19 protein-coding genes are annotated in these 20,581 nt (G+C 71.3%); 10 read left to right on the forward strand and 9 right to left on the reverse strand.

All coding sequences use genetic code 11. The features are described from left to right. Window positions 1–111: 111 nt before the first annotated feature. Together IOD14_RS12275 and IOD14_RS12280 are read right to left on the reverse strand one after the other, a co-directional pair. A complete protein-coding gene (locus IOD14_RS12275; RefSeq protein WP_123994667.1) occupies window positions 112–2,928 on the reverse strand; it encodes a LuxR family transcriptional regulator in 2,817 nt (938 codons plus the stop codon). A 163-nt stretch (window positions 2,929–3,091) separates the two neighbouring features. Next, window positions 3,092–3,922, reverse strand: a complete 831-nt coding sequence (locus IOD14_RS12280) for a helix-turn-helix transcriptional regulator (protein WP_174269411.1) — start codon at window positions 3,920–3,922, stop codon at window positions 3,092–3,094. 115 nt (window positions 3,923–4,037) lie between these two features. Here IOD14_RS12280 and IOD14_RS12285 point away from each other — a divergent pair, with 115 nt between their 5' ends. Further along, complete coding sequence (locus IOD14_RS12285) at window positions 4,038–5,705, forward strand: AMP-binding protein (RefSeq protein WP_123994666.1); 1,668 nt, start codon at window positions 4,038–4,040, stop codon at window positions 5,703–5,705. After that, on the forward strand, window positions 5,702–7,312 hold the full coding sequence (locus IOD14_RS12290) for an AMP-binding protein (RefSeq protein WP_212670248.1): 1,611 nt from the start codon (window positions 5,702–5,704) through the stop codon (window positions 7,310–7,312). The genes IOD14_RS12285 and IOD14_RS12290 overlap by 4 nt, the downstream gene beginning before the upstream one ends. Here the strand turns inward: IOD14_RS12290 and IOD14_RS12295 are convergent. Beyond that, a complete protein-coding gene (locus IOD14_RS12295) occupies window positions 7,309–7,830 on the reverse strand; it encodes a GNAT family N-acetyltransferase (RefSeq protein ID WP_212670249.1) in 522 nt (173 codons plus the stop codon). The two genes, IOD14_RS12290 and IOD14_RS12295, sit on opposite strands and share 4 nt — an antisense overlap. A 43-nt stretch (window positions 7,831–7,873) precedes the next feature. Then, window positions 7,874–8,560, reverse strand: coding sequence for a hypothetical protein (locus IOD14_RS12300; RefSeq protein ID WP_123994663.1), 687 nt, complete (start codon window positions 8,558–8,560; stop codon window positions 7,874–7,876). A gap of 156 nt (window positions 8,561–8,716) precedes the next feature. Between IOD14_RS12300 and gcl the strand changes: the two genes are divergently transcribed. Next, window positions 8,717–10,501 (forward strand): glyoxylate carboligase, encoded by a 1,785-nt coding sequence (gene gcl, locus IOD14_RS12305; protein WP_212670250.1) that lies wholly within the window; start codon window positions 8,717–8,719, stop codon window positions 10,499–10,501. A gap of 228 nt (window positions 10,502–10,729) precedes the next feature. On the opposite strand, the gene IOD14_RS12310 is transcribed toward gcl, so the two are convergent. The 3 genes from IOD14_RS12310 to IOD14_RS12320 form a co-directional block, all read right to left on the reverse strand. Continuing rightward, window positions 10,730–10,969 carry a hypothetical protein gene (locus IOD14_RS12310; RefSeq protein WP_123994661.1) on the reverse strand — a complete coding sequence of 80 codons (240 nt, stop codon included), beginning with the start codon at window positions 10,967–10,969 and terminating at the stop codon, window positions 10,730–10,732. 421 nt (window positions 10,970–11,390) lie between these two features. Further along, window positions 11,391–12,281 carry a 2-hydroxy-3-oxopropionate reductase gene (locus tag IOD14_RS12315; RefSeq protein WP_123994660.1) on the reverse strand — a complete coding sequence of 297 codons (891 nt, stop codon included), beginning with the start codon at window positions 12,279–12,281 and terminating at the stop codon, window positions 11,391–11,393. Window positions 12,282–12,309: 28 nt separating this feature from the next. Continuing rightward, complete coding sequence (locus IOD14_RS12320) at window positions 12,310–13,149, reverse strand: TIM barrel protein (protein WP_123994659.1); 840 nt, start codon at window positions 13,147–13,149, stop codon at window positions 12,310–12,312. A 135-nt stretch (window positions 13,150–13,284) separates the two neighbouring features. Here IOD14_RS12320 and IOD14_RS12325 point away from each other — a divergent pair, with 135 nt between their 5' ends. The 7 genes from IOD14_RS12325 (at window position 13,285) to IOD14_RS12355 (ending at window position 18,870) form a co-directional block, all read left to right on the forward strand. Beyond that, complete coding sequence (locus IOD14_RS12325; protein WP_123994658.1) at window positions 13,285–13,536, forward strand: hypothetical protein; 252 nt, start codon at window positions 13,285–13,287, stop codon at window positions 13,534–13,536. Between the two features lie 47 nt (window positions 13,537–13,583). Next, window positions 13,584–13,892, forward strand: a complete 309-nt coding sequence (locus IOD14_RS12330) for a helix-turn-helix domain-containing protein (RefSeq protein ID WP_123994958.1) — start codon at window positions 13,584–13,586, stop codon at window positions 13,890–13,892. Between the two features lie 84 nt (window positions 13,893–13,976). Then, on the forward strand, window positions 13,977–14,486 hold the full coding sequence (gene uraD / locus IOD14_RS12335) for a 2-oxo-4-hydroxy-4-carboxy-5-ureidoimidazoline decarboxylase (RefSeq protein ID WP_212670251.1): 510 nt from the start codon (window positions 13,977–13,979) through the stop codon (window positions 14,484–14,486). Between the two features lie 15 nt (window positions 14,487–14,501). Further along, window positions 14,502–14,897, forward strand: coding sequence for a hydroxyisourate hydrolase (gene uraH / locus IOD14_RS12340; protein WP_123994656.1), 396 nt, complete (start codon window positions 14,502–14,504; stop codon window positions 14,895–14,897). Window positions 14,898–14,899: 2 nt separating this feature from the next. Further along, on the forward strand, window positions 14,900–15,793 hold the full coding sequence (gene pucL / locus IOD14_RS12345; protein WP_123994655.1) for a factor-independent urate hydroxylase: 894 nt from the start codon (window positions 14,900–14,902) through the stop codon (window positions 15,791–15,793). 115 nt (window positions 15,794–15,908) lie between these two features. Continuing rightward, complete coding sequence (locus IOD14_RS12350) at window positions 15,909–17,288, forward strand: 8-oxoguanine deaminase (RefSeq protein WP_212670252.1); 1,380 nt, start codon at window positions 15,909–15,911, stop codon at window positions 17,286–17,288. Window positions 17,289–17,505: 217 nt separating this feature from the next. Continuing rightward, window positions 17,506–18,870, forward strand: coding sequence for a nucleobase:cation symporter-2 family protein (locus tag IOD14_RS12355; protein WP_123994653.1), 1,365 nt, complete (start codon window positions 17,506–17,508; stop codon window positions 18,868–18,870). Here IOD14_RS12355 and IOD14_RS12360 read toward each other — a convergent pair. Continuing rightward, window positions 18,855–19,604 carry a chitosanase gene (locus IOD14_RS12360; RefSeq protein ID WP_249126264.1) on the reverse strand — a complete coding sequence of 250 codons (750 nt, stop codon included), beginning with the start codon at window positions 19,602–19,604 and terminating at the stop codon, window positions 18,855–18,857. The two genes, IOD14_RS12355 and IOD14_RS12360, sit on opposite strands and share 16 nt — an antisense overlap. 157 nt (window positions 19,605–19,761) lie before the next feature. Further along, window positions 19,762–20,559, reverse strand: a complete 798-nt coding sequence (locus IOD14_RS12365; protein ID WP_212670254.1) for a helix-turn-helix domain-containing protein — start codon at window positions 20,557–20,559, stop codon at window positions 19,762–19,764. Window positions 20,560–20,581 lie beyond the last annotated feature (22 nt).

Consider the following 20,581-nt stretch of genomic DNA (forward strand, 5'->3'; position numbering starts at 1 on the left):
CATAAGCTAGAACGCGGAAGTTCCCCTTCCCAATGAGGGAACCCCCTAAGGGAGTTGGGCAGGGAAAACCCTCGGTCGGCCCTGTGGGGGCCGGTGGTGACGGTCCCTCGGCTACGGTCGGCGGCCCGCCGCCAGCCGGACGATGTCCACCCGGGAGCGGATCCCGAGCTTGCGGTAGACCCGGGTGAGCGTCGCCTCCACCGTCTTCACGCTGATGAACAGCCGTGCGGCTATCTCCCGGTTGGTGGCGCCCTCCATCACCAGCGCGGCCACCTGACGCTCCATCGAGGCGAGCCCTTCGAGGCTGTCCAGCCCGTCCGGCGTGACGACGGGCACCGGCTCCGGCTCCACCGGCCGGGCCAGCGCGGCTGCCTCCACCTGACGCAGCCAGGGCAGCGCCCGGCAGCGCCTGAAGAGCCGGGCCGCCTCGTCGTACGACGTCGGAGCGGGCCGCCGGGTGCGCAGCTGGGCCAGGGCGAACGCGGCCCGGGCCTCCTCCAGGCCGTGGCCCAGCTTGGCCAGACGATCCTGCACCGACGTCAACTGGACCAGCGCCGCCTCGTGTTCGCCGCGCGCCGCCCGGACCAGTGCCTCGGCCCGGTCCAGTACGGCCAGCACGCTCTCCCGGCCCAGCCGGAGCGCGTTCACCCGTGTCACGTCGATGACGTCCTGCGCCTCACCGGTCTCCCCGATGCGCACGAGGGCCTCGGCGAGGTCGCCCTGCCAGCGGCCGCGGGCCGGGTCCGTGATGCCCAGCCCCTGCTCCAGCTCGCGCACCCGGCGCAGCGAGCGGACCGCGCCCGGTGCGTCCCCGGCGACGAGCTGGGCGTACCCGAGGGCGGCCAGGCCCCGGGACTCGTACATCTGGTCGCCGTTCTCCTCGGCGTGGTCGACCGCCTCGCGGGCCAGTGCCAGCGCCCGGTCGACGTTTCCGCCCGAGGCCTCCGCGAGGGAGGCGAGCACGGCCGAGGCCACCTCGCCGATGCCGGTGTCCCGGGCCATCATCAGGCTCTCCCGGGCCAGGTCGAGGGCGCGCCCGCAGTGCCCGGAGCGCAGTTCGGTCTCGGCCACCCCGCGCAGGAAGTGCACCTCGCTCTCGACCGAGCCGCGCCGGCGCACCTCGCGCAGCAGCGCGGTGACGGTGGCGCGGGCCTCGGGCAGCTGGTCGCTCATGATGAGCCAGCGGAAGCGGGAGTACCCGGCGCCGTTGTGATGGCAGGACACCCGCGGGTCCTGGGGCTCCTTCAGGGCGCGCTTGATGGTCGCGGGGGCGTCCGGATGGCCCATCAGGGTCTCCAGCTGGGCCTGGAAGGACAGGGCCATCAGCTCGTTGTACCGGTCGCCGGCCTGCGCGGCCAGCGCCGCCGAGCGGGCGGCCTCCCCGCGTGCCTCGTCGAAGTCGCCCTCGACGAGCAGCGCCCGCCAGGCCAGCTGGTAGCGGATCAGGGCGAGCAGTTCGGGGTCGTCGCCCGCGTCGGCCAGCGCCTGCGGGAAGACCGCGTCGACCTCCGTCATGGCGTGGCCCGCGGTGTCGATCACGGTGATCCAGGCCCGCACCCGGTCAGCGGGCACGGTGGCCCGGGTCAGCACGTCCCGGGCGATGTCCCGTGCGAGGTCCAGCTCTCCGGCGGTGATCGCGTCCTCGGCCGCCGTGAGCCGCCGTTCGTCGGGGGCGGGCACGCTGTCGGCCGGGGTGTGCCGGGCCGACAGCAGCCCGAGGGAGGCGGCCATCGAGGGGGCGCCCCGGTCCCGGGCCAGGGCGGCGGCCTCGGCGAGCCGGGCGGCCACCTCCGGGTCGGTGCCGTTGGTCGCGAGGGCCAGATGACGGGCCCGCTCGATCGGGTCGGAGGCGGCCCTGGACAGCGCCCGGTGCGCGTCCCGCCGTTCCTGCGCGGGCGCCTCCGCGTAGAGCGCGGCGGAGATCAGCGGATGCGCGAAGCGTACGGCGGGACCCTCGGGCTCCGTCGCCAGCAGGCCCAGCGCCGCCGCCTGGGCCATCTCGGCCTCGGCGTCCCCACGGCCCGCCGCGTGCAGCAGGGCCGGGGTGGGGCGGGCGCCCGCGCTCGCCACCAGGAGGGTGCGCCGGGCCTCCGCCGACAGCATCTCCAGGCGGCTGAGCACCAGGGCCCTGAGCGAGGTGGGCACGGGCAGCGGCTCGCCCGGGCGGGGCGGGGTCGGGTTCTCGGTGAGCGCGCGGCCCAGTTCCAGGGCGTAGAACGGGTTGCCGCCGCTGGTGCGGTGGATGTCGCGGACCGTGGAGCGCTGCAGTCCTGTGTAGCCGCGGTGGTCGAGCAGCGCGGCCGTCTGGGCACGGGTGAGCGGGTTGAAGCGGACGGCGAGACTGTCCGGGGGCAACGCGCGTAGATGGCGGTCGTACTCGGCGCCGTCTGTCCGGACCGCGCACAGCATCCGCACAGGGATGTCGCCGAGCCTGCGGGCGGCGAAGCCGAGCAGTTCCAGGCTCGCGGGATCCAGCCACTGGACGTCGTCGGCGACGATCAGGACCGGCCCCTCGGCGGCCAGGACGCGCAGCGCCGAGAGCACGGCCAGGCGCAGGGCGAGGCCGTCGCGCTGGAGGGTGGACTCGCCGCGGCCGGTCAGTGCCGATTCGAGCGCGGTGCGCTGGGCGGCGGGGAGCTTGTCGGAGACGTCGTCCAGGACCAGGCCGAAGAGGTCGGCGAGCGCCAGGAAGGGCAGGTGGGATTCCGACTCGGTGGCCGAGCAGCGCAACACGGTGTGGGCCGCCTCGCCGCATTCGGCGGCCAGGGACCTGAGGACGGTCGACTTGCCTATGCCGGCAGGGCCGTGCAGGAGCACGCTGCCGCCGCGGGTCAGCTGCTCACGGGCCTGGACGAACAGCTCGTCCCGGCCGATGACCAGGTCGGGGCGACATCTCGCGGGCTCCTGGAAGTCGCGTGGCACTGTCAGCGCTCCCCTCCCTGTGGCGTGTCCTGGCCAATATTAGGCAAGGTGCCTCGAAATTCGGCGAGAAGATGTGGTGAGGGAGATAACAACCGGTTCCGCATGGGGAAATTCAAAGCGGCCGCGAGTGAATGAGAAGGCCACGAAGGGGCGGGGAGCGGCCGGGTCGTCAGGGGAGCAGGCCCGCCCGGCGCGCGGCGACCACCGCCTCGCCGCGCGTCCCGGCCCCGAGCCTGCGCATGGCCGACCGCAGGTACGCCTTGACCGTCTCGGCACTCACCCCCAGCCTCTCGGCGGCCACGGCGTTCGTCGCCCCGGCCGCCACACAGGCCAGCACATCCAGCTCGCGCGGGGCCAGAACGACACCCTGCGCGGGCGCGGAGTCCGAGGTCAGCAGCGCGCAGGCGTCCAGCAGCTCGGCCCGCAGCGCGGGATCGGCGATCCGCGGGGCCAGCGCCCGCAGCGCCGTGTGGGCCTCCCGGACCTGCTCCCACGCACGGGCGTCGCCGGGACCGGGCTCGGCCCGCGCCGCCGCCAGCACGTCCCGCAGCTCGTCGCCGACGACCAGCGCCTGCTCCACGTCCCGTGCCGCGTCCACCGCCGCCGTCATCATGCGGTCGCCCAGCGGCCGGGCGTCGCGCAGGGCGCCGTACAGCACACCCCGCACCCGGCGCCGTACGACCACGGGCACCGCCAGCACCGAGCGCAGGCCCTCGGCGGCGACGGGGGCGTCGTACTCGTGGCTGATCTGCTTCGACAGGGAGTAGTCCGCCACGGCGCAGGGGCGGGCCAGCGCGACGGTCCTGCCGCCGAGGCCGTTGCCCGAGGTCACGGCGAGCGCGAGCAGCGAGGTGGTGGCCGTGCCGCTCAGTTCGCTGATCCGTATCCGCGGCCGCCCGGACTCCACCAGCCCTCCGAAGGCGACCGGAAGGCCCGTCGTGCGCCGCAGCCGCACCAGTGCACGCCGGATCTCCACCGCGCCTGCCGCCTCCACCGTCACCTCTTCGTCCCTTCCCGCGGCACACACCCCCGTTCGGGGGTAGTGAGACCTGCATCACGGATTAGACGATGGCACAGAGCCGCCCGGCAATGGTCCGGTACGAGGAGGACGCAAGATGACGGCCACGGAGGATTTCCGCGGGGCGCGGGACTTCCTGCTGCAGCACCGCGAGGACTACGCCACGGCGTACGAGGGCTTCACCTGGCCCCGCCCGCGGCACTTCAACTGGGCGCTCGACTGGTTCGACGTCATCGCGCGGGACAACGATCGCATCGCCCTGCACATCGTCGAGGAGGACGGCAGCGAGGTCCGGCTGTCCTTCGCCGAGATGGCCGAGCGCTCCGACCGGGTCGCCAACCTGCTGCGCGAACGCGGAGTGCAGGCCGAGGACCGGATCCTCGTCATGCTGGGCAACCAGGCCGAGCTGTGGGAGACCGCCCTGGCCGCCATGAAGCTGCGCGCCGTCGTCATCCCGGCGACCCCGCTGCTCGGCCCCGCCGACCTGCGCGACCGCGTCGAGCGCGGCCGGGTCCGGCACGTCCTGGTGCGGGCCGGGGACACCGCCAAGTTCGACGAGGTGCCCGGCGACTACACCCGCATCGCGGTCGGCGGAGTACCGGAGGGCTGGCAGCCCTACGAGGACGCGTACGCCGCCTCCGAGGAGTTCCTGCCCGACGGGCCGACCCTGGCGGACGACCCGCTGATGCTGTACTTCACCTCCGGGACGACGGCCCGCCCCAAACTCGTCGAGCACACGCACACCTCGTACCCGATCGGGCACCTGGCGACCATGTACTGGATCGGGCTCCAGCCCGGTGACGTGCACCTCAACATCTCCTCGCCCGGCTGGGCCAAGCACGCCTGGTCCAATCTGTTCGCCCCGTGGAACGCGGAGGCGACCGTCTTCATCCACAACTACACGCGTTTCGACGCGGGCCGGCTGATGTCCGAGATGGACCGGGCCGGGGTCACGACCTTCTGCGCCCCGCCGACCGTGTGGCGCATGCTCATCCAGGCCGACCTCAGCCAACTGCGCACCCCGCCGCGGGAGGTGGTCGCGGCCGGTGAGCCCCTGAACCCCGAGGTCATCGAACAGGTGCGGCGGGCCTGGGGCATCACCATCCGGGACGGCTTCGGCCAGACCGAGACGGCCGTCCAGGTCTCCAACAGCCCCGGACAGGTCCTGAAGACCGGCTCCATGGGCCGTCCCAGCCCCGGCTACCGGGTGGAGCTCCTCGACCCGGTGTCCGGCGCACCCGGCGCGGCCGAGGGCGAGATCGCGCTGGACCTGTCGGCCCGGCCGGTCGGCCTGATGACCGGCTACCACGGCGACCCCGACCGCACGGCCGAGGCCATGGCGGGCGGCTACTACCGGACCGGCGACGTGGCGTCGAGGGACGCCGACGGCTGTCTGACCTACATCGGGCGCAGCGACGACGTCTTCAAGGCCTCCGACTACAAGATCAGCCCGTTCGAGCTGGAGAGCGCGCTCCTCGAGCACGAGGCGGTGGCCGAGGCGGCCGTCGTGCCCGCGCCGGACGAGCTGCGGCTCGCGGTCCCCAAGGCGTACGTCGTGCTCGCGGAGGGCTGGGAGCCCGGCCCCGACACGGCCAAGGTGCTCTTCGAGCACTCCCGGGAGGCGCTGGCACCGTACAAGCGGATCCGACGGCTGGAGTTCGCGGAGCTGCCCAAGACGGTGTCCGGGAAGATCCGACGGATCGAACTGCGTGAGGCCACGGCGGCGGGGTCGGACGCGGAGTACCGCGAGGAGGACTTCCGATGAGCGAGGTGTCTTCGGTGACCGGCCTGTCGTACGCCCATGGCACGAGCGGGACCTCGCTGCTCGGCGACACCATCGGGGCAAACCTGGACCGGGCGGTGGCCGCCTGGCCGGAACGCGAGGCCCTGGTCGACGTGCCGTCCGGACGGCGGTGGACCTACGCCCGATTCGGCGCCGACGTGGACGAGTTGGCGCGTGCGCTGCTCGGCGCCGGGGTGGTGAAGGGCGACCGGGTGGGGATCTGGGCGGTCAACTGCCCCGAGTGGACGCTCGTCCAGTACGCGACCGCGCGCATCGGCGCGATCATGGTGAACATCAACCCGGCCTACCGCACCCACGAGGTCGAGTACGTCCTCAACCAGGCCGGGATCTCCCTGCTGTTCGCCTCGCTCAGCCACAAGACCAGTGACTACCGGGCGATGGTCGACGAAGTGCGGGGCCGGTGCCGGGAGTTGCGGGAGGTCGTCTACATCGGCGACCCGAGCTGGCAGGCGCTGCTCGGACGCGCGGTGCCGGACCCGGAGTACCCGGAACTGTCCTGCGACGACCCCATCAACATCCAGTACACCTCGGGCACGACGGGCTTCCCCAAGGGGGCCACCCTCTCCCACCACAACATCCTCAACAACGGCTACTTCGTGGGTGAGTCGATCGCCTACGGCGAGCAGGACCGGATCTGCATCCCCGTGCCCTTCTACCACTGCTTCGGCATGGTGATGGGCAACCTGGCGGCGACCTCGCACGGCGCCTGCATGGTCATCCCCGCCCCGTCCTTCGACCCGGCGGCCACCCTGCGGGCGGTCCAGCAGGAGCGCTGCACCTCGCTCTACGGCGTCCCGACCATGTTCATCGCGGAGCTGAACCTTCCCGACTTCGCGACCTACGACCTCTCCTCGCTGCGCACCGGCATCATGGCGGGCTCGCCCTGCCCGGTGGAGGTCATGAAGCGGGTGGTCGCCGAGATGCACATGGCGGAGGTGTCCATCTGCTACGGCATGACGGAGACGTCCCCGGTGTCCCTGCAGACCCGCAGGGACGACGACCTGGAGCACCGCACCGGCACGGTGGGCCGCGTCCTGCCGCACATCGAGGTCAAGATCGTCGACCCGGCGACCGGGACCACCCGACCCCGGGGCGCGGCGGGGGAGTTGTGCACCCGCGGCTACAGCGTGATGCTCGGCTACTGGAAGGAGCCCGAGAAGACGGCGGAGGCCGTCGACCAGGGGCGCTGGATGCACACCGGCGACCTGGCGACGATGCGCGAGGACGGGTACGTCGAGATCGTCGGCCGCATCAAGGACATGATCATCCGGGGCGGCGAGAACATCTACCCGCGCGAGATCGAGGAGTTCCTCTACGGCCACCCGGGGATCGCCGACGTCCAGGTGGTCGGCGTCCCCCATGAGCGCTACGGCGAGGAGGTGCTGGCCTGCGTCATCCCGCGGGACCCGGAGCACCCGCCGACCCTCGAGGAACTCCGCGCCTTCTGCGAGGGCCGCCTGGCCCACTACAAGATCCCGAGCAGGCTGCGGATCCTGGACTCCTTCCCCATGACGGTCTCCGGGAAGGTCCGCAAGGTTGAGCTGCGGGAGACGTACGCGGACGGTTAGACGTACCCGGACGGTCGGTCGCGGCGCATGCAGACCCGGGGCCACCTGTCGAGACCGAGTTCCCGCTCCCGGGCGCGGATCTCGCGCAGGCCGGGGGTGAGTTCGGCCGCGGCCAGGACGTGGAAGCCCAGCCGCTCGTAGTAAGGGGCGTTCCAGGGCACCTCGGTGAAGGTGGTCAGGGTGAGGCCGGACAGGCCCTCGTCGTGTGCGCGGTCGGCCGTGTGCGCGAGGAGGGCCTGACCGATGCGGCGGTGGGCGAAGTCCGGGTGGACCGAGATCTGCTCGATGTGCAGGGCGCCGTCCACGGGCTCGCAGATCAGGTAGGCGACGGGGCGGTCCCCGTCGTCGGCGGCGACCCAGGCGCGGCCGGAGCGGCGGAAGCGCTCCAGGACGTCCAGGGCGGGCGGTTCGTTCTCGGCGATCCACCCCATGCCGAGGTCGTGGAACGGGGCGCCGGCGGCGCGCTCGATGTCCTGGAGGGCCGGGAGTTCGGCCGCCGTGGCGTGACGGATGCGCATCCGCCGAGTCTCGGGCACCGCCGGGGTCCCGGGCGACGGGAATTCAGCCTCCGGCAGCGCCCAGTTCGTCGGCGAGGCCGTTCACCGGCTGCGGCGTGCCCGTCAGGTCCAGGACGAACAGGGGGACGCCGAGGGAGTCGGCGCGGGTGCGGGCCTCGGTGGTGTAGCCGGCCAGTGAGAAGTACACGCAGTGCGCGGACTCCGTCATGGCGGTCAGCCACAGGCACTCCACGTCCCGCGGTGCGGCCGGCCGCACGGTCGGGTCCACCTGGGCCAGCAGTCCGCGGGCCGCGAGACCGATCCCGGACGGCGGCCGCTGGTCCGCGCGCCGGATGTCCTGGTAGCCGAGCCAGCGCAGATACAGCGCGGCGGCGGTGACCGCGTCGCGCGCGGTGCGGATCGTGATGGGCTGGAAGGCGCGGCGCGGGGGAGCGGGCGGGTCTCCCTCCGGCTCCGCGTCCGGGCAGGTGTCCCCGGCCACCGGAATCCGCAGGAGCGCCCCGCAGCCACAGCCCAGTTCCGGCTGCGGCCAGTCGGCCCTGCGGCCGCAGACCGCGCACTCCACGGCGACCCAGGACTCGTCCCACACCTGGTGGGCGACGGCTGTGGGCGCGCCGTGCCGGTCCAGCGGCGGACGGACCGGGGCGCCGCACTCGCACGGGTACGACGGCACCGGGTAGAGGTGCTCGCGCCGGCAGACCGGACAGCGGACCGACACGCTCTCGGACATGGCCTCATCGTCCTCCAGGACCGGCCCGGTTGTCCGCCCCTTGACGGTCTTCACCCACCCACCTACATTGCTTCCAGATAGTAGAAAACATATTCCGTATTACGGAAGTGCTCACGGCGGGGCGCGACGGGAGTACGTATCCGACAGGAGTACTCGATGGCTCGAATGACCGCTGCCCGCGCGGCAGTTGAGATCCTCAAGCGTGAAGGGGTCACGGACGCGTTCGGTGTGCCCGGCGCGGCGATCAACCCCTTCTATGCCGCGCTCAAGGCTTCTGGGGGCATCCACCACACCCTCGCCCGCCATGTGGAGGGCGCCTCGCACATGGCCGAGGGATACACGAGGACCCACCCGGGCAACATCGGTGTCTGCATCGGCACCTCCGGTCCCGCAGGCACCGACATGATCACCGGTCTGTACTCCGCGACGGGCGACTCCGTCCCGATCCTGTGCATCACGGGCCAGGCCCCGACCGCGGTGATCCACAAGGAGGACTTCCAGGCCGTCGACATCGCCTCGATCGCGGGTCCTGTGACCAAGATGGCCGTCACCGTCCTGGAGGCGGCCCAGGTCCCCGGCGTCTTCCAGCAGGCCTTCCACCTCATGCGCTCGGGCCGCCCGGGCCCGGTCCTCGTCGACCTGCCGATCGACGTCCAGCTGACCGAGATCGAGTTCGACCCGGACACCTACCAGCCGCTCCCGGTCTACAAGCCGGCCGCGAGCCGCGCGCAGATCCAGAAGGCGATCGCTCTCCTCAACGAGTCCGAGCGGCCGCTGATCGTCGCCGGCGGCGGTGTCATCAACGCCGACGCCGCCGAACTCCTCGTCGAGTTCGCCGAGTTGACGGGCACCCCGGTCGTCCCGACCCTCATGGGCTGGGGCGTCCTGCCCGACGACCACGAGCTCAACGCCGGCATGGTGGGCCTGCAGACCTCGCACCGCTACGGCAACGCCACCTTCCTGGAGTCCGACTTCGTCCTCGGCATCGGCAACCGCTGGGCCAACCGCCACACCGGCAAGCTGGACGTCTACACGGCCGGCCGGAAGTTCGTCCACGTCGACGTCGAACCGACCCAGATCGGCAGGATCTTCCCCCCGGACTACGGCATCGCCTCCGACGCCAAGGCGGCCCTGGAGCTCTTCGTCGAGGTGGCAAGGGAGTTGAAGGCGGCGGGCGAGCTCCCCGACCGCTCGGCCTGGGCGGCCTCCGCGCAGGAGAGGAAGGCGACCCTCCAGCGCCGTACGCACTTCGACGACATCCCCATCAAGCCGCAGCGCGTCTACGAGGAGATGAACAAGGCCTTCGGCCCGGAGACCCGGTACGTCTCCACGATCGGCCTCTCCCAGATCGCCGGCGCGCAGATGCTGCACGTCTTCAGGCCCCGGCACTGGATCAACTGCGGCCAGGCGGGCCCCCTCGGCTGGACGATCCCGGCCGCGCTGGGCGTCGCCAAGGCCGACCCGGAGGCACAGGTCGTCGCGCTCTCGGGGGACTACGACTTCCAGTTCATGATCGAGGAGCTGGCCGTCGGGGCCCAGCACCGGATTCCGTACATCCACGTCCTGGTGAACAACTCCTACCTGGGCCTGATCCGCCAGGCCCAGCGCGCCTTCGACATCGACTTCCAGGTCAACCTCGAGTTCGAGAACGTCAACTCCCCGGAGCTGGGCGTCTACGGCGTCGACCACGTCAAGGTCGCCGAGGGCCTCGGCTGCAAGGCGATCCGGGTGACCGACCCGGCGGACCTGGGCACGGCCCTCGAACAGGCGAAGAAGCTCGCCGCCGAGTTCCGGGTCCCGGTCGTCGTCGAGGCCATCCTGGAGCGCGTCACCAACATCTCGATGTCCACGACCAACGACATCGCGAACGTGGTCGAGTTCGAGGAGATCGCGACGGAGCCGGCCCACGCGCCGACGTCGATCAGGACGCTCAAGGTCTGAGGACCCGCGCACAGTCGAAGGGCGGTCCCGCCGTGAAGGCCGGACCGCCCTTTCGTGCCCGGCTCCCCCGAAGCCGTCCCCCGTCGTGTGGCCCGCCGCCCCCGTGCCGGCGGGCCTCACGTGTAGAGAATGTGCCCGAGGCAGGGTCTGGTTGAAGCCCCCTGAATCAGGTTCAGAGGTTGATTTGAGGGTTCCGTAGCCGTCCTACGACCGCTGCCGTACGCCCGCTCACGGCTCTTGGTGCTCGGACAGTCCGGGCCAGTCGTCGGGACCGCCGCCCTGCCACTCCACGATGTCGTCGTCCTCGACCTCGATTTGGTCCAGGTCGGCGAGCCGGAGCAGCTCCACGACGTCGTCCAGGTGCGAGGCGACCCCGAGATTCGTGTCGTCCACGGTGACCCGCCTCGACCCGTCCAGGGCGGGGGCGTGCACCACGACATGCGGATGCTGTGCTGGATGTGCTGCCATGCCTTCAGGGTCCTGCGATCCGCGGCAGTACGCACCCCGGCAGTACGGCAGAGCGCCGGACACGGAACCGTCCGTGTCCGGCGCTCTGCCGTACTGCCGGGTGTTGCCGGGACCGCGGCGGCCACGACGGAGCCGGGGCGCGCTCCTTCCCTCAGGTCGAAGAAGGAGGGCCTCGGAACCTTCACCACCGCACTGGCTCGCGGGCCGCCGCGGTCCTCCCCTGTCCGCACCCGGTACCGGGCGACCACCCCTCATCCGGGTCGCCGGGCGCCTCGGGTGCGGTCAGGGAGTCTGCGTGGTGAGCGAGGTGCTCCCCGCTCACGTGCTCCGGCCTCGGGGCCGGTGTGGTTCCGGGCGGCGCCACCGCCTGGGCGCGACAGGACAGATGTCAGCGAGGGCGCCGCCCGGAGTCTTCGGGGTGTCAGACCTGGGCGCCCGACAGACGCTCCACGCCTCGCAGCAGCGCCGAGTGGTCCAGGCCGCCGTCGCCCTGCGCCCGCAGGCCGGCGACCAGCTGCGCGACCACGGCACCGACGGGCAGGGCCGCGCCGACGTTGCGGGCGGCGTCGGTGACGATGCCCATGTCCTTGTGGTGCAGGTCGATCCGGAAGCCCGGCCTGAAGTCGCGCCGCAGGAAGTTGTCCTTCTTGCGGGTCAGCACGGTCGAGCCGGCCAGGCCGCCGTTCAGGACGTCGAGCGCCGCCTTCAGGTCCACGCCCGACTTCTCCAGGAAGACCACGGCCTCGGCGCACGCCTGGATGTTCACGGCGACGATCAGCTGGTTCGCGGCCTTCACCGTCTGGCCCGAGCCGTGCGGACCGCACAGCACGATGGTCCTGCCCAGCGCCTCGAAGACCGGCTCGGCCTCGTCGAAGTCGGCCTGCTCGCCGCCGACCATGATGGACAGCACGGCCTCGATCGCCCCGGCCTCACCGCCGGACACGGGGGCGTCCAGGACGCGGATGCCCTTGTCCTTCGCGGCCTTCGCCAGGTCGACCGAGGTCTGCGGGGTGATCGAGGACATGTCGATCAGCAGGGCGCCGGAGCGGGCGTTCTCCAGGATGCCCTCGGGCCCGTACGCGATGGCCTCGACCTGCGGGGAGGCGGGCACCATCGTGATGATCACGTCGGCGTCGCGCACGGCCTCGGCGATCGAACCGGCGGCGGTGCCACCGGCGGCGGCCAGCCGCTCCAGCTTGTCCTGTTCGAGGGTGAAGCCGGTGACGTCGTAACCCGCCTTGACCAGGTTCTCGGACATGGGGGAGCCCATGATGCCGAGGCCTATCCAGGCGATCTTGGGGAGATTGCTCATGATGGGGAGTGCCTCTCGATACGGGGGATCAGCGGGACAGCCAGTCGAAGGCCTCGGAACTGGGGCGGTCGCCGGGCTTGTACTCCAGGCCGACCCAGCCGTCGTATCCGGCCTTGGCCAGCAGGCCCAGCAGCTCCTCCAGGGGCAGCGTCCCCGTGCCCGGCGCGCCGCGGCCCGGGTTGTCGGCGATCTGGACGTGGCCGGTCTTCGCCGTGAACTCCTCGATCACCGCCGGCAGGTCCTCGCCGTTCATGGACAGGTGGTAGAGGTCCATCAGGAACTTCGCGTTGCCGAGGCCGGTCGCGGCGTTGACCTTGTCGACGATCCCCACCGCGGCGGGCGCGCTCACCAGCGGATACAGCGGTGACTCGGGCTTGTTGAGGGCCTCGATCAGGAGGACCGCGCCGATCCGGTCGGCGGCCCGGGCCGCCAGCACCAGGTTCTCCAGCGCCAGCGCGTCCTGCTCGGCCGGGTCCACGCCCTCGACGCGGTTGCCGTACAGGGCGTTGAGCGCCTTGGTGCCCAGGGACTGGGCGAAGTCGGCGGCCACGTCGATGTTGGCGCGGAACCGGTCCGACTCCTCGCCCGGGATCGACAGGGCGCCGCGGTCCGGTCCCGGCAGTTCGCCGGCGTAGAAGTTCAGGCCCGTGAGCTGGACGCCCGCGTCCTCGATCGCCTTCTTCAGGGCGTCGAGCTCGGACCGCTCGGGGGTGGGGGTGTCGACCCAGGGCCACCACAGCTCGACCGCGGTGAAGCCGGCCGCGGCGGCGGCCGCGGGGCGTTCCAGGAGCGGGAGTTCCGTGAAGAGGATCGACAGGTTGACGTTGAAGCGCTGCTCTGCGGCTGTGCTCGATCCAAAAGCCGGCATTCGCGTCGCCCCCTTCCGTGTCGTCTTATTCCGTAATGCGGAAGTTAGTTTCTGCTTATTGGAAGATTGCCGTCGGGTCGACGGCGTTGTCAAGAGGGCTCGGCGGAAAACGGCACCGCGCGTTAGGTTGTGCGCGTGCGATTGAGAGTGGAGTTCACGACCGAGCCGTTCGACCTCGACGAGGCCCCGGCGCACGCGCTCGTGGCCCGCGAGGTCATCGAGGGCGCAGAGCTGGACGCGGTGGACGTCGGCCCGTTCGGGAACACGGCGGAGGGGGGTGCCGAGCAGGTGCTCGGTGCCGTGGACGCCCTCCTCCGCAGGACCCTGGCATCCGGTGCCACCCGGATCTCCCTCCAGGTCAACGTGGTCGGGGAGGCTGACGCGTGAGCGCCGACGAGCCGTTCGTCGCGGCGGTCAAACCGCTGGTCGACGCCATGGGTGGCGAGATGCTCCCGCCGGACGAGGCCGGCCCCGACGACGTCGTGCTCGCCTGGGAGGGTGCCGACGTGGTCGCCGTACGGCTTCCGCAGCTCGCGGACTCCCTCGATCACATCCTGGCCGCCATGGAGCGCAAGCGCGGCAAGCCGCTCGCCGACCTGGACCGCAAGGCCAAGCAGGAGGTCGTCCGCATATTGGAGGCGCGCGGCGCCTTCTCCGTACGGCACGGCGTGGAGACCGTGGCGAGCGCCCTCGGGGTGAGCCGCTTCACGGTCTACAACTACCTGAACCGGGACAAAGCGTAGGCATGGAGCCCGGCGGGGTTTCGTAACCCCGAATTTTCAACAAAGTGTTGACGTGATGTCGCGTGGGGGCGTTAGCTGACTCCCGTGACTTCGACTTCCACGTCCCCCGGCCTGGCCCGGTTCAACGTCCTGGAGGAGCACGCGGCCCATGCGGTCCTCCTCGAGGCGTGCGCCTCGACGGCGTGGGCTCGGCGTCTGCTCGCCGGCCGCCCCTACGCGACCGCAGAGGACCTCTACGCCACCAGCGACGCCGCCATGGCCGAGCTGACCGCCGACGACCTCGCCGAGGCGATGGCCGCTCACCCGCCGATCGGCCGCCCCAAGCCGGGCGACCCGGCCTCGGCCCGTGAGCAGCGCGGCATGGCGGGAGCCTCCGACGAGCTCAGGGCACAGATGCTGGAACTGAACCTGGCCTACCAGGAGCGGTTCGGCCATGTCTTCCTGATCTGCGCGACCGGCCGCACCGGCGAGCAGATGCGCGACGCGGTCGAGGAGCGGATCGGCAACTCACCGGAGCGGGAACGCGAGATCGTCCGCACCGAACTGGGCAAGATCAACCGCATCCGGCTCGCCCGACTCGTCGAGGAAGACTGAAGAGGACGTCTGACCATGAGCACGAGCACCACCGCATCCGTGTCCACGCACATCCTGGACACCAGCGTCGGCCGCCCCGCCGAGGGCGTCACCGTCCGACTCGCCTCCCGCGGCGGCCGGCACGCCCCGTGGCAGGCGCTCGGCGAATCCGCCACCGACGCGGACGGGCGGTGCAAGGACCTGCCGGCGCCGCCGGAGGGAACCACCCACGTACGGCTCGACTTCGAGGTCGAACCGTACTTCCTGACCAAGCAAGCCGATGCGCAGCAGGACGCCCCCGCGAATCGGGACAGCGGTGCCGCAGTGTTCTTCCCGGAGGTGGCGATCACGTTCGCCGTCGTGCCCGGCGAGCACTATCACGTACCGCTGCTGCTCAACCCGTTCGGCTACTCCGTTTACCGAGGGAGCTAGCTATGCCCATCCTGGGACAGAACCAGTACGGCAAGGCCGAGAACCGAGTCGTCAAGATCACGCGGGACGGCGCCACCCACCACATCAAGGACCTGAACGTCTCCGTCGCGCTCTCCGGCGACATGGAAGAGGTCCACTACTCCGGCTCCAACGCCAACGTCCTGCCGACCGACACCACCAAGAACACGGTGTACGCGTTCGCCAAGGAGCACGGCATCGAGTCCGCCGAGCAGTTCGGCATCCACCTCGCCCGCCACTTCGTGACCTCGCAGGAGCCGATCAGGACCGCGCGCATCCGCATCGAGGAGTACGCCTGGGAGCGGATCGTGACGCCCGGTCAGGACGCCCACTCCTTCGTCCGCCAGGGCCAGGAGACCCGTCTGACGCAGATCACCTACGACGGCTCGTCCTGGGAGGTCGTCTCCGGGCTCAAGGACCTGACCGTGATGAACTCGACCAACTCCGAGTTCTGGGGCTACGTCAAGGACAAGTACACGACGCTCCCGGAGGCCTACGACCGGATCCTGGCGACGGAGGTCTCCGGCCGCTGGCGCTTCAACTGGACCGACGACGCCGAGGAGACACCGGACTGGGAGGAGTCGTACGCCCAGGTCAAGAAGCACATGCTGCTGGCCTTCGCGGACACGTACTCCCTCTCCCTCCAGCAGACCCTCTACGCCATGGGCTCCCGGATCATCGAGAACCGCACCGAGATCGACGAGGTGCGCTTCTCGCTGCCCAACAAGCACCACTTCCTGGTGGACCTGGAGCCGTTCGGCCTCAAGAACGACAACGAGGTGTACTTCGCCGCCGACCGGCCCTACGGCCTGATCGAGGCGACCGTCCTGCGGGACGGCGTCGAGCCGAGGATCCCGGTGGACCTCACGAACCTCTAGCAACTCCATCGCGGCACCCGCGGCCGGGAAGGGCCTGTAAGGGCTCACCGGCCGCGGCACTCAAACTCCCGGGGTCCTGCCGTGCCCTCTCCACCTCAGCGCAAAGGACGAAACCATGGCAGCAGAGCGGCGCATCGTCATCGAGAACTGTTCGATCGCGACCGTGGACGCGAGCGACACCGAGTACCCGAGCGGGTACGTGGTGATCGCCGGCAACCGCATCGAGTCGCTCGGCGCGGGCAGGGCGCCCGAGGGCCTGGAGAACGTCGACCGCCGTATCGACGCCACCGGCCACCTCGTGACCCCCGGCCTGGTCAACACCCACCACCACTACTACCAGTGGATCACCCGGGGCCTGGCCACCGACCACAACCTCTTCGACTGGCTCGTCGCGCTCTACCCGACCTGGGCGCGCATCGACGAGCAGATGGTCTACGCGGCCGCCCAGGGCTCCCTGGCGATGATGGCCCGCGGCGGCGTCACCACCGCCATGGACCACCACTACGTCTTCCCCGCCGGTTCCGGTGACCTGTCCGGCGCGATCATCCGCGCCGCCCGCGAGACGGGCGTCCGCTTCACCCTCGCCCGCGGCTCCATGGACCGCAGCGAGAAGGACGGCGGGCTGCCCCCGGACTTCGCCGTCGAGACCCTGGACGGTGCCCTCGCCGCGACCGAGGCGACCGTCAGGGAGCACCACGACTCCTCCTTCGACGCGATGACCCAGGTCGCCGTGGCCCCCTGCTCGCCGTTCTCCGTCTCCACCGAACTCCTGCGCCAGGGAGCCGAGTTGGCCCGCCGCCTGGGCGTACGGCTGCACACCCACGGCTCGGAGACCGTCGAGGAGGAGCAGTTCTGCAAGGAACTGTTCGGCATGGGCCCCACCGACTACTTCGAGTCCACCGGCTGGCTCGGCGAGGACGTGTGGATGGCGCACTGCGTCCACATGAACGACTCCGACATCGCCGCCTTCGCCCGTACGAAGACGGGTGTGGCCCACTGTCCTTCGTCCAACGCCCGTCTGGCCGCCGGTATCGCACGGGTCCCGGACATGCTCGCGGCCGGTGTCCCGGTCGGCCTCGGCGTCGACGGCACCGCGTCCAACGAGTCCGGCGAACTCCACACCGAGCTGCGCAACGCCCTGCTCATCAACCGCCTCGGCGCACACCGGGAAGCGGCCCTGAACGCCCGGCAGGCGCTGCGGCTCGGCACCTACGGCGGCGCCCAGGTCCTGGGTCGCGCGGCCGAGACCGGCTCCCTGGAGGCGGGCAAGCTCGCCGACCTGGTGCTCTGGAAGCTCGACACCCTCGCCCACGCCTCGATCGCCGACCCGGTGACCGCGCTGGTCTTCGGCGCGGCCGCACCGGTCACCGCCTCGTTCGTGAACGGCCGTCAGATCGTCGAGGACGGACGCCTGTTGCACGTCGACGAGGACGCTGTCGCCCGCTCCACACGGGAACAGGCCCAGCGCCTTGCGCGCATCGCCGCGCAGGGCTGACCACTTCCACAAGAACTCCGGTCGGGAGGGACGGCTCCCGGCCGGCGGCCGTGGACCCCGGTTGCGGGATCCACGGCGGCCGTGCCCGGGGCGCGTGTTGGACGCACGCGCCCCGGAACGGTCTCCGTTCCGGTCCCGCACGACCACTCGCACCACCTCCATGAAACCCACGGCACCGCTTGCCGGCCGCCGTGTAACCGCCCGGAGGCGAGCCGCAGTGTCAGTACACCCCGTCGACGAGAAACTCCCCGCCCTGAAGATGGCGACCACGGGCCTGCAGCACGTGGCCGCCATGTACGCCGGAGTCGTCGCCCCACCCCTGATCGTCGGCGCGGCCATCGGCCTTTCCCCCGCCGACCTCACCTTCCTCACCGGCGCCTGCCTGTTCACCGCGGGCCTCGCCACCTTCCTGCAGACCCTCGGCATCTGGCGGATCGGCGCCCGGCTGCCCTTCGTCAACGGCGTCACCTTCGCCGGCGTCGCCCCCATGACCGCGGTCGTCGCCTCCACCGAGGACAAGTCCGACGCCCTGCCGGTGATCTTCGGCGCGGTGATCGTCGCCGGACTCCTCGGCTTCCTCGCCGCCCCCTTCTTCAGCAAGGCGATCCGCTTCTTCCCGCCGGTCGTCACCGGGACCGTCATCACCCTGATAGGCATCTCGCTGCTGCCGGTCGCCTTCGGCTGGGCGCAGGGCCCCGACCCGACGGCGCGGGACTACGGCTCGACGACCCACCTGGGCCTGGCCGCGGGGACGCTCGTCATCGTGCTTGTCCTACGGCGCTTCACACGCGGCTTCGTCAAGCAGATCGCCGTGCTGCTCGGCCTGGTGGCCGGCACGCTCCTCGCGATCCCTTTCGGCGCCACGGACTTCGGCCCGGTCGCCGAGGCGGCCGTCGTCGGCTTCCCGACCCCCTTCCACTTCGGTGCCCCGCAGTTCCAGCTCGCGGCGATCGTCTCGCTGTGCGTGGTGATGGTGGTCTCGATGACCGAATCGACCGCGGACATGCTGGCATTGGGCGAGATCGTCGAGCGCCCGGCCGACGAGAGGACCATCGCCGCGGGGCTGCGCGCCGACACCCTCGGCTCGGCGCTCAGCCCCCTCTTCAACGGCTTCATGTGCAGCGCCTTCGCCCAGAACATCGGGCTCGTGGCGATGACGAGGATCCGCAGCCGCTACGTCGTCGCCACCGGCGGCGCCTTCCTGGTGCTGATGGGCCTGTGCCCCATGGCCGCCTCCCTCATCGCCGTCGTCCCGCGCCCGGTGCTCGGCGGCGCCGGGGTCGTCCTGTTCGGCTCGGTGGCCGCCAGCGGCATCCAGACCCTCGTCAAGGCGGCCCTGGACAAGGACAACAACGTCCTGATCGTCGCCGTGTCGCTGGCCGTCGGCATCATCCCGATCACCGCGCCGGAGTTCTACCACGCCTTCCCCGAGACCGTGAGGATCGTCCTGGACTCGGGGATCTCCACGGGCTGCGTCGCCGCGGTGGTACTGAACCTGCTCTTCAACCACCTCGGTCGGGGCGGGGACGCGACCGACGTCACCCACCCCATGGAGGCCGTCCCCGCTCAGCCGATCTCGTAACTGTCCCCGTACACCTTCCACTTGAGCGGTGTGTCCAGGTCGAGATTGCCCTGCTCCAGAAAGACCCGCTGGGCCGTCTCGACCCGGCTGACGTCATGGTGCGCCACCTCCTGCCTCATCGCCCACACCCGGGCGTCCAGGAACGCGTGCAGATAGGCGGTCTCGTCACCCCCGTCCGCGGGGGTGTCCGCGCTCGCGCGGGCCCGGTCGCGGATGCCGCCGAAGCTCAGGGCGTCGGTGCCGGGCCCGTGCATGACCATCGCGTCGTAGTGGACGAACTGGCCGAGCGTACCGAGGCCGTCCTCCTTGGCGCGCGAGACCGCCGGGTCGAAGTAGCCGCGGTCCCGCTCGTCCCGCTGGGCCGCACGGAACGCGGACGTCTGCGCCGCGGTCCGCCAGGCCGCCGGGAAGCCCGGGTCCAGCCCGTCGTGCGAGTCGGTGCCGTCCACCGCACGCAGGGCGGGCAGATACGGGGCCAGGGGATTGGCGGGGACCCGTTCCGTGTAGAGCTCGACCAGCGCCAGCATGTCGCTCGTACCGGAGCAGAAACCGATGATGCCGCCGGTGTAGCCGCGGCCGTCCCCGATGTCCTCGAGGTACCCGTACTGCGCCTCCCAGTCCAGCGAGGAGTTCTCCGCGCTGGACACCAGCCGCATCGCGAGGTCCTTCTTGACCGGGTCGTCGAGCCCGGTCGGGTCCGCGGCCTCGGCCGACGGCCACCGGGTGCTCAGCACCCCGGCCCCGAGGGCGGCGAGCAGGGTGCGGCGGGCGGCGGTTCTGGACAGGAGGGCCACGTCATCTCCAAGCAGGGCGCGGTGCGGGGGAGTCGAGAGTCGCGCGCCGACTTGGGAATGCCGTGGGGGACCGGTGGCAGCTCACTGTGGAATCGGGTCACAGTCTGTCGATCCCCTGGCAGGAGCGGGGGGCGGGAAGCCGTCCGGTGAAGTAGGAGCGCGGCGGGACGCCCATCAGGGTGCGGAAGTCGGACGCCATGTGGGACTGGTCGTAGTAGCCCGTGACGGCGGCCAGTTCGGCCGGGGCCAGCTCGGTGGCGTGGGCGAGCACCGCGCGGACCCGGTCGATACGGGCGTAGTGCTTGGGCGAGAGCCCCACGCCCTCGCTGAACAGGTTGCGCAACTGGCGCTCACTGACGGCGAGTTCACGAGCCACATCGCCGACCTGCCCGGGTGTGCGGTCCGAGCTGACGGACAGTGCGGCGACCGCCGCGCGCAGCAGTTCGGCGCGTGCCCCGTCGGCCGCGCGGGGCAGCCGGTCCGGGAGGACGTCAATGAGCCGGGCCGGCACCTCCTCGGGCTCCAGGCGGGCGAGTTCGTGCGCCAGCCGCCGCGCCGTCCGGCCCGGCAGGGCGCCCAGCGGCAGGACCCGCCCGACGAGATCGACGGCCGGGAGGCCGAGCAGGGGCCGGACGGCCCCGGGCGCCAGCCGTATCTCCGTGCAGGACACGTGCCGCTTGCCCGCGTGGTAGGTGGCCCGGACGCGCGGCCCGGAGACCAGCAGGGTGGGCCCGCCCCGCGCCTCGCTGCGGATGAGCACCTTGGTCGCGGGGTCCGGCAGCTGGACGAGCGGCTCCCGCGGATCCGCCTCCACGGCCAGGGTCCCGATCCCTGCGATCCACGGACCGAGCCCGTCGGGAGGGCGCGGGGCCCGCTCGGAAACGGAGTTGGTCACGCATCCACGGTAAGCGCGGGAC

Origin of the sequence: Streptomyces sp. A2-16 (assembly GCF_018128905.1) — a bacterium.
Taxonomy (GTDB): domain Bacteria; phylum Actinomycetota; class Actinomycetes; order Streptomycetales; family Streptomycetaceae; genus Streptomyces.

Excerpts from the sequence above, each read along its gene's own strand:
- IOD14_RS12320 (WP_123994659.1), bottom strand. The coding sequence starts at position 13,149 with ATGCCGGCTTTTGGATCGAGCACAGCCGCAGAGCAGCGCTTCAACGTC.
- IOD14_RS12285 (WP_123994666.1), top strand. The coding sequence starts at position 4,038 with ATGACGGCCACGGAGGATTTCCGCGGGGCGCGGGACTTCCTGCTGCAG.
- IOD14_RS12330 (WP_123994958.1), top strand. The coding sequence starts at position 13,584 with ATGGGTGGCGAGATGCTCCCGCCGGACGAGGCCGGCCCCGACGACGTC.
- IOD14_RS12290 (WP_212670248.1), top strand. The coding sequence starts at position 5,702 with ATGAGCGAGGTGTCTTCGGTGACCGGCCTGTCGTACGCCCATGGCACG.
- IOD14_RS12310 (WP_123994661.1), bottom strand. The coding sequence starts at position 10,969 with ATGGCAGCACATCCAGCACAGCATCCGCATGTCGTGGTGCACGCCCCC.
- IOD14_RS12295 (WP_212670249.1), bottom strand. The coding sequence starts at position 7,830 with ATGCGCATCCGTCACGCCACGGCGGCCGAACTCCCGGCCCTCCAGGAC.
- IOD14_RS12300 (WP_123994663.1), bottom strand. The coding sequence starts at position 8,560 with ATGTCCGAGAGCGTGTCGGTCCGCTGTCCGGTCTGCCGGCGCGAGCAC.
- gcl (WP_212670250.1), top strand. The coding sequence starts at position 8,717 with ATGGCTCGAATGACCGCTGCCCGCGCGGCAGTTGAGATCCTCAAGCGT.
- IOD14_RS12350 (WP_212670252.1), top strand. The coding sequence starts at position 15,909 with ATGGCAGCAGAGCGGCGCATCGTCATCGAGAACTGTTCGATCGCGACC.
- IOD14_RS12315 (WP_123994660.1), bottom strand. The coding sequence starts at position 12,281 with ATGAGCAATCTCCCCAAGATCGCCTGGATAGGCCTCGGCATCATGGGC.
- pucL (WP_123994655.1), top strand. The coding sequence starts at position 14,900 with ATGCCCATCCTGGGACAGAACCAGTACGGCAAGGCCGAGAACCGAGTC.
- uraH (WP_123994656.1), top strand. The coding sequence starts at position 14,502 with ATGAGCACGAGCACCACCGCATCCGTGTCCACGCACATCCTGGACACC.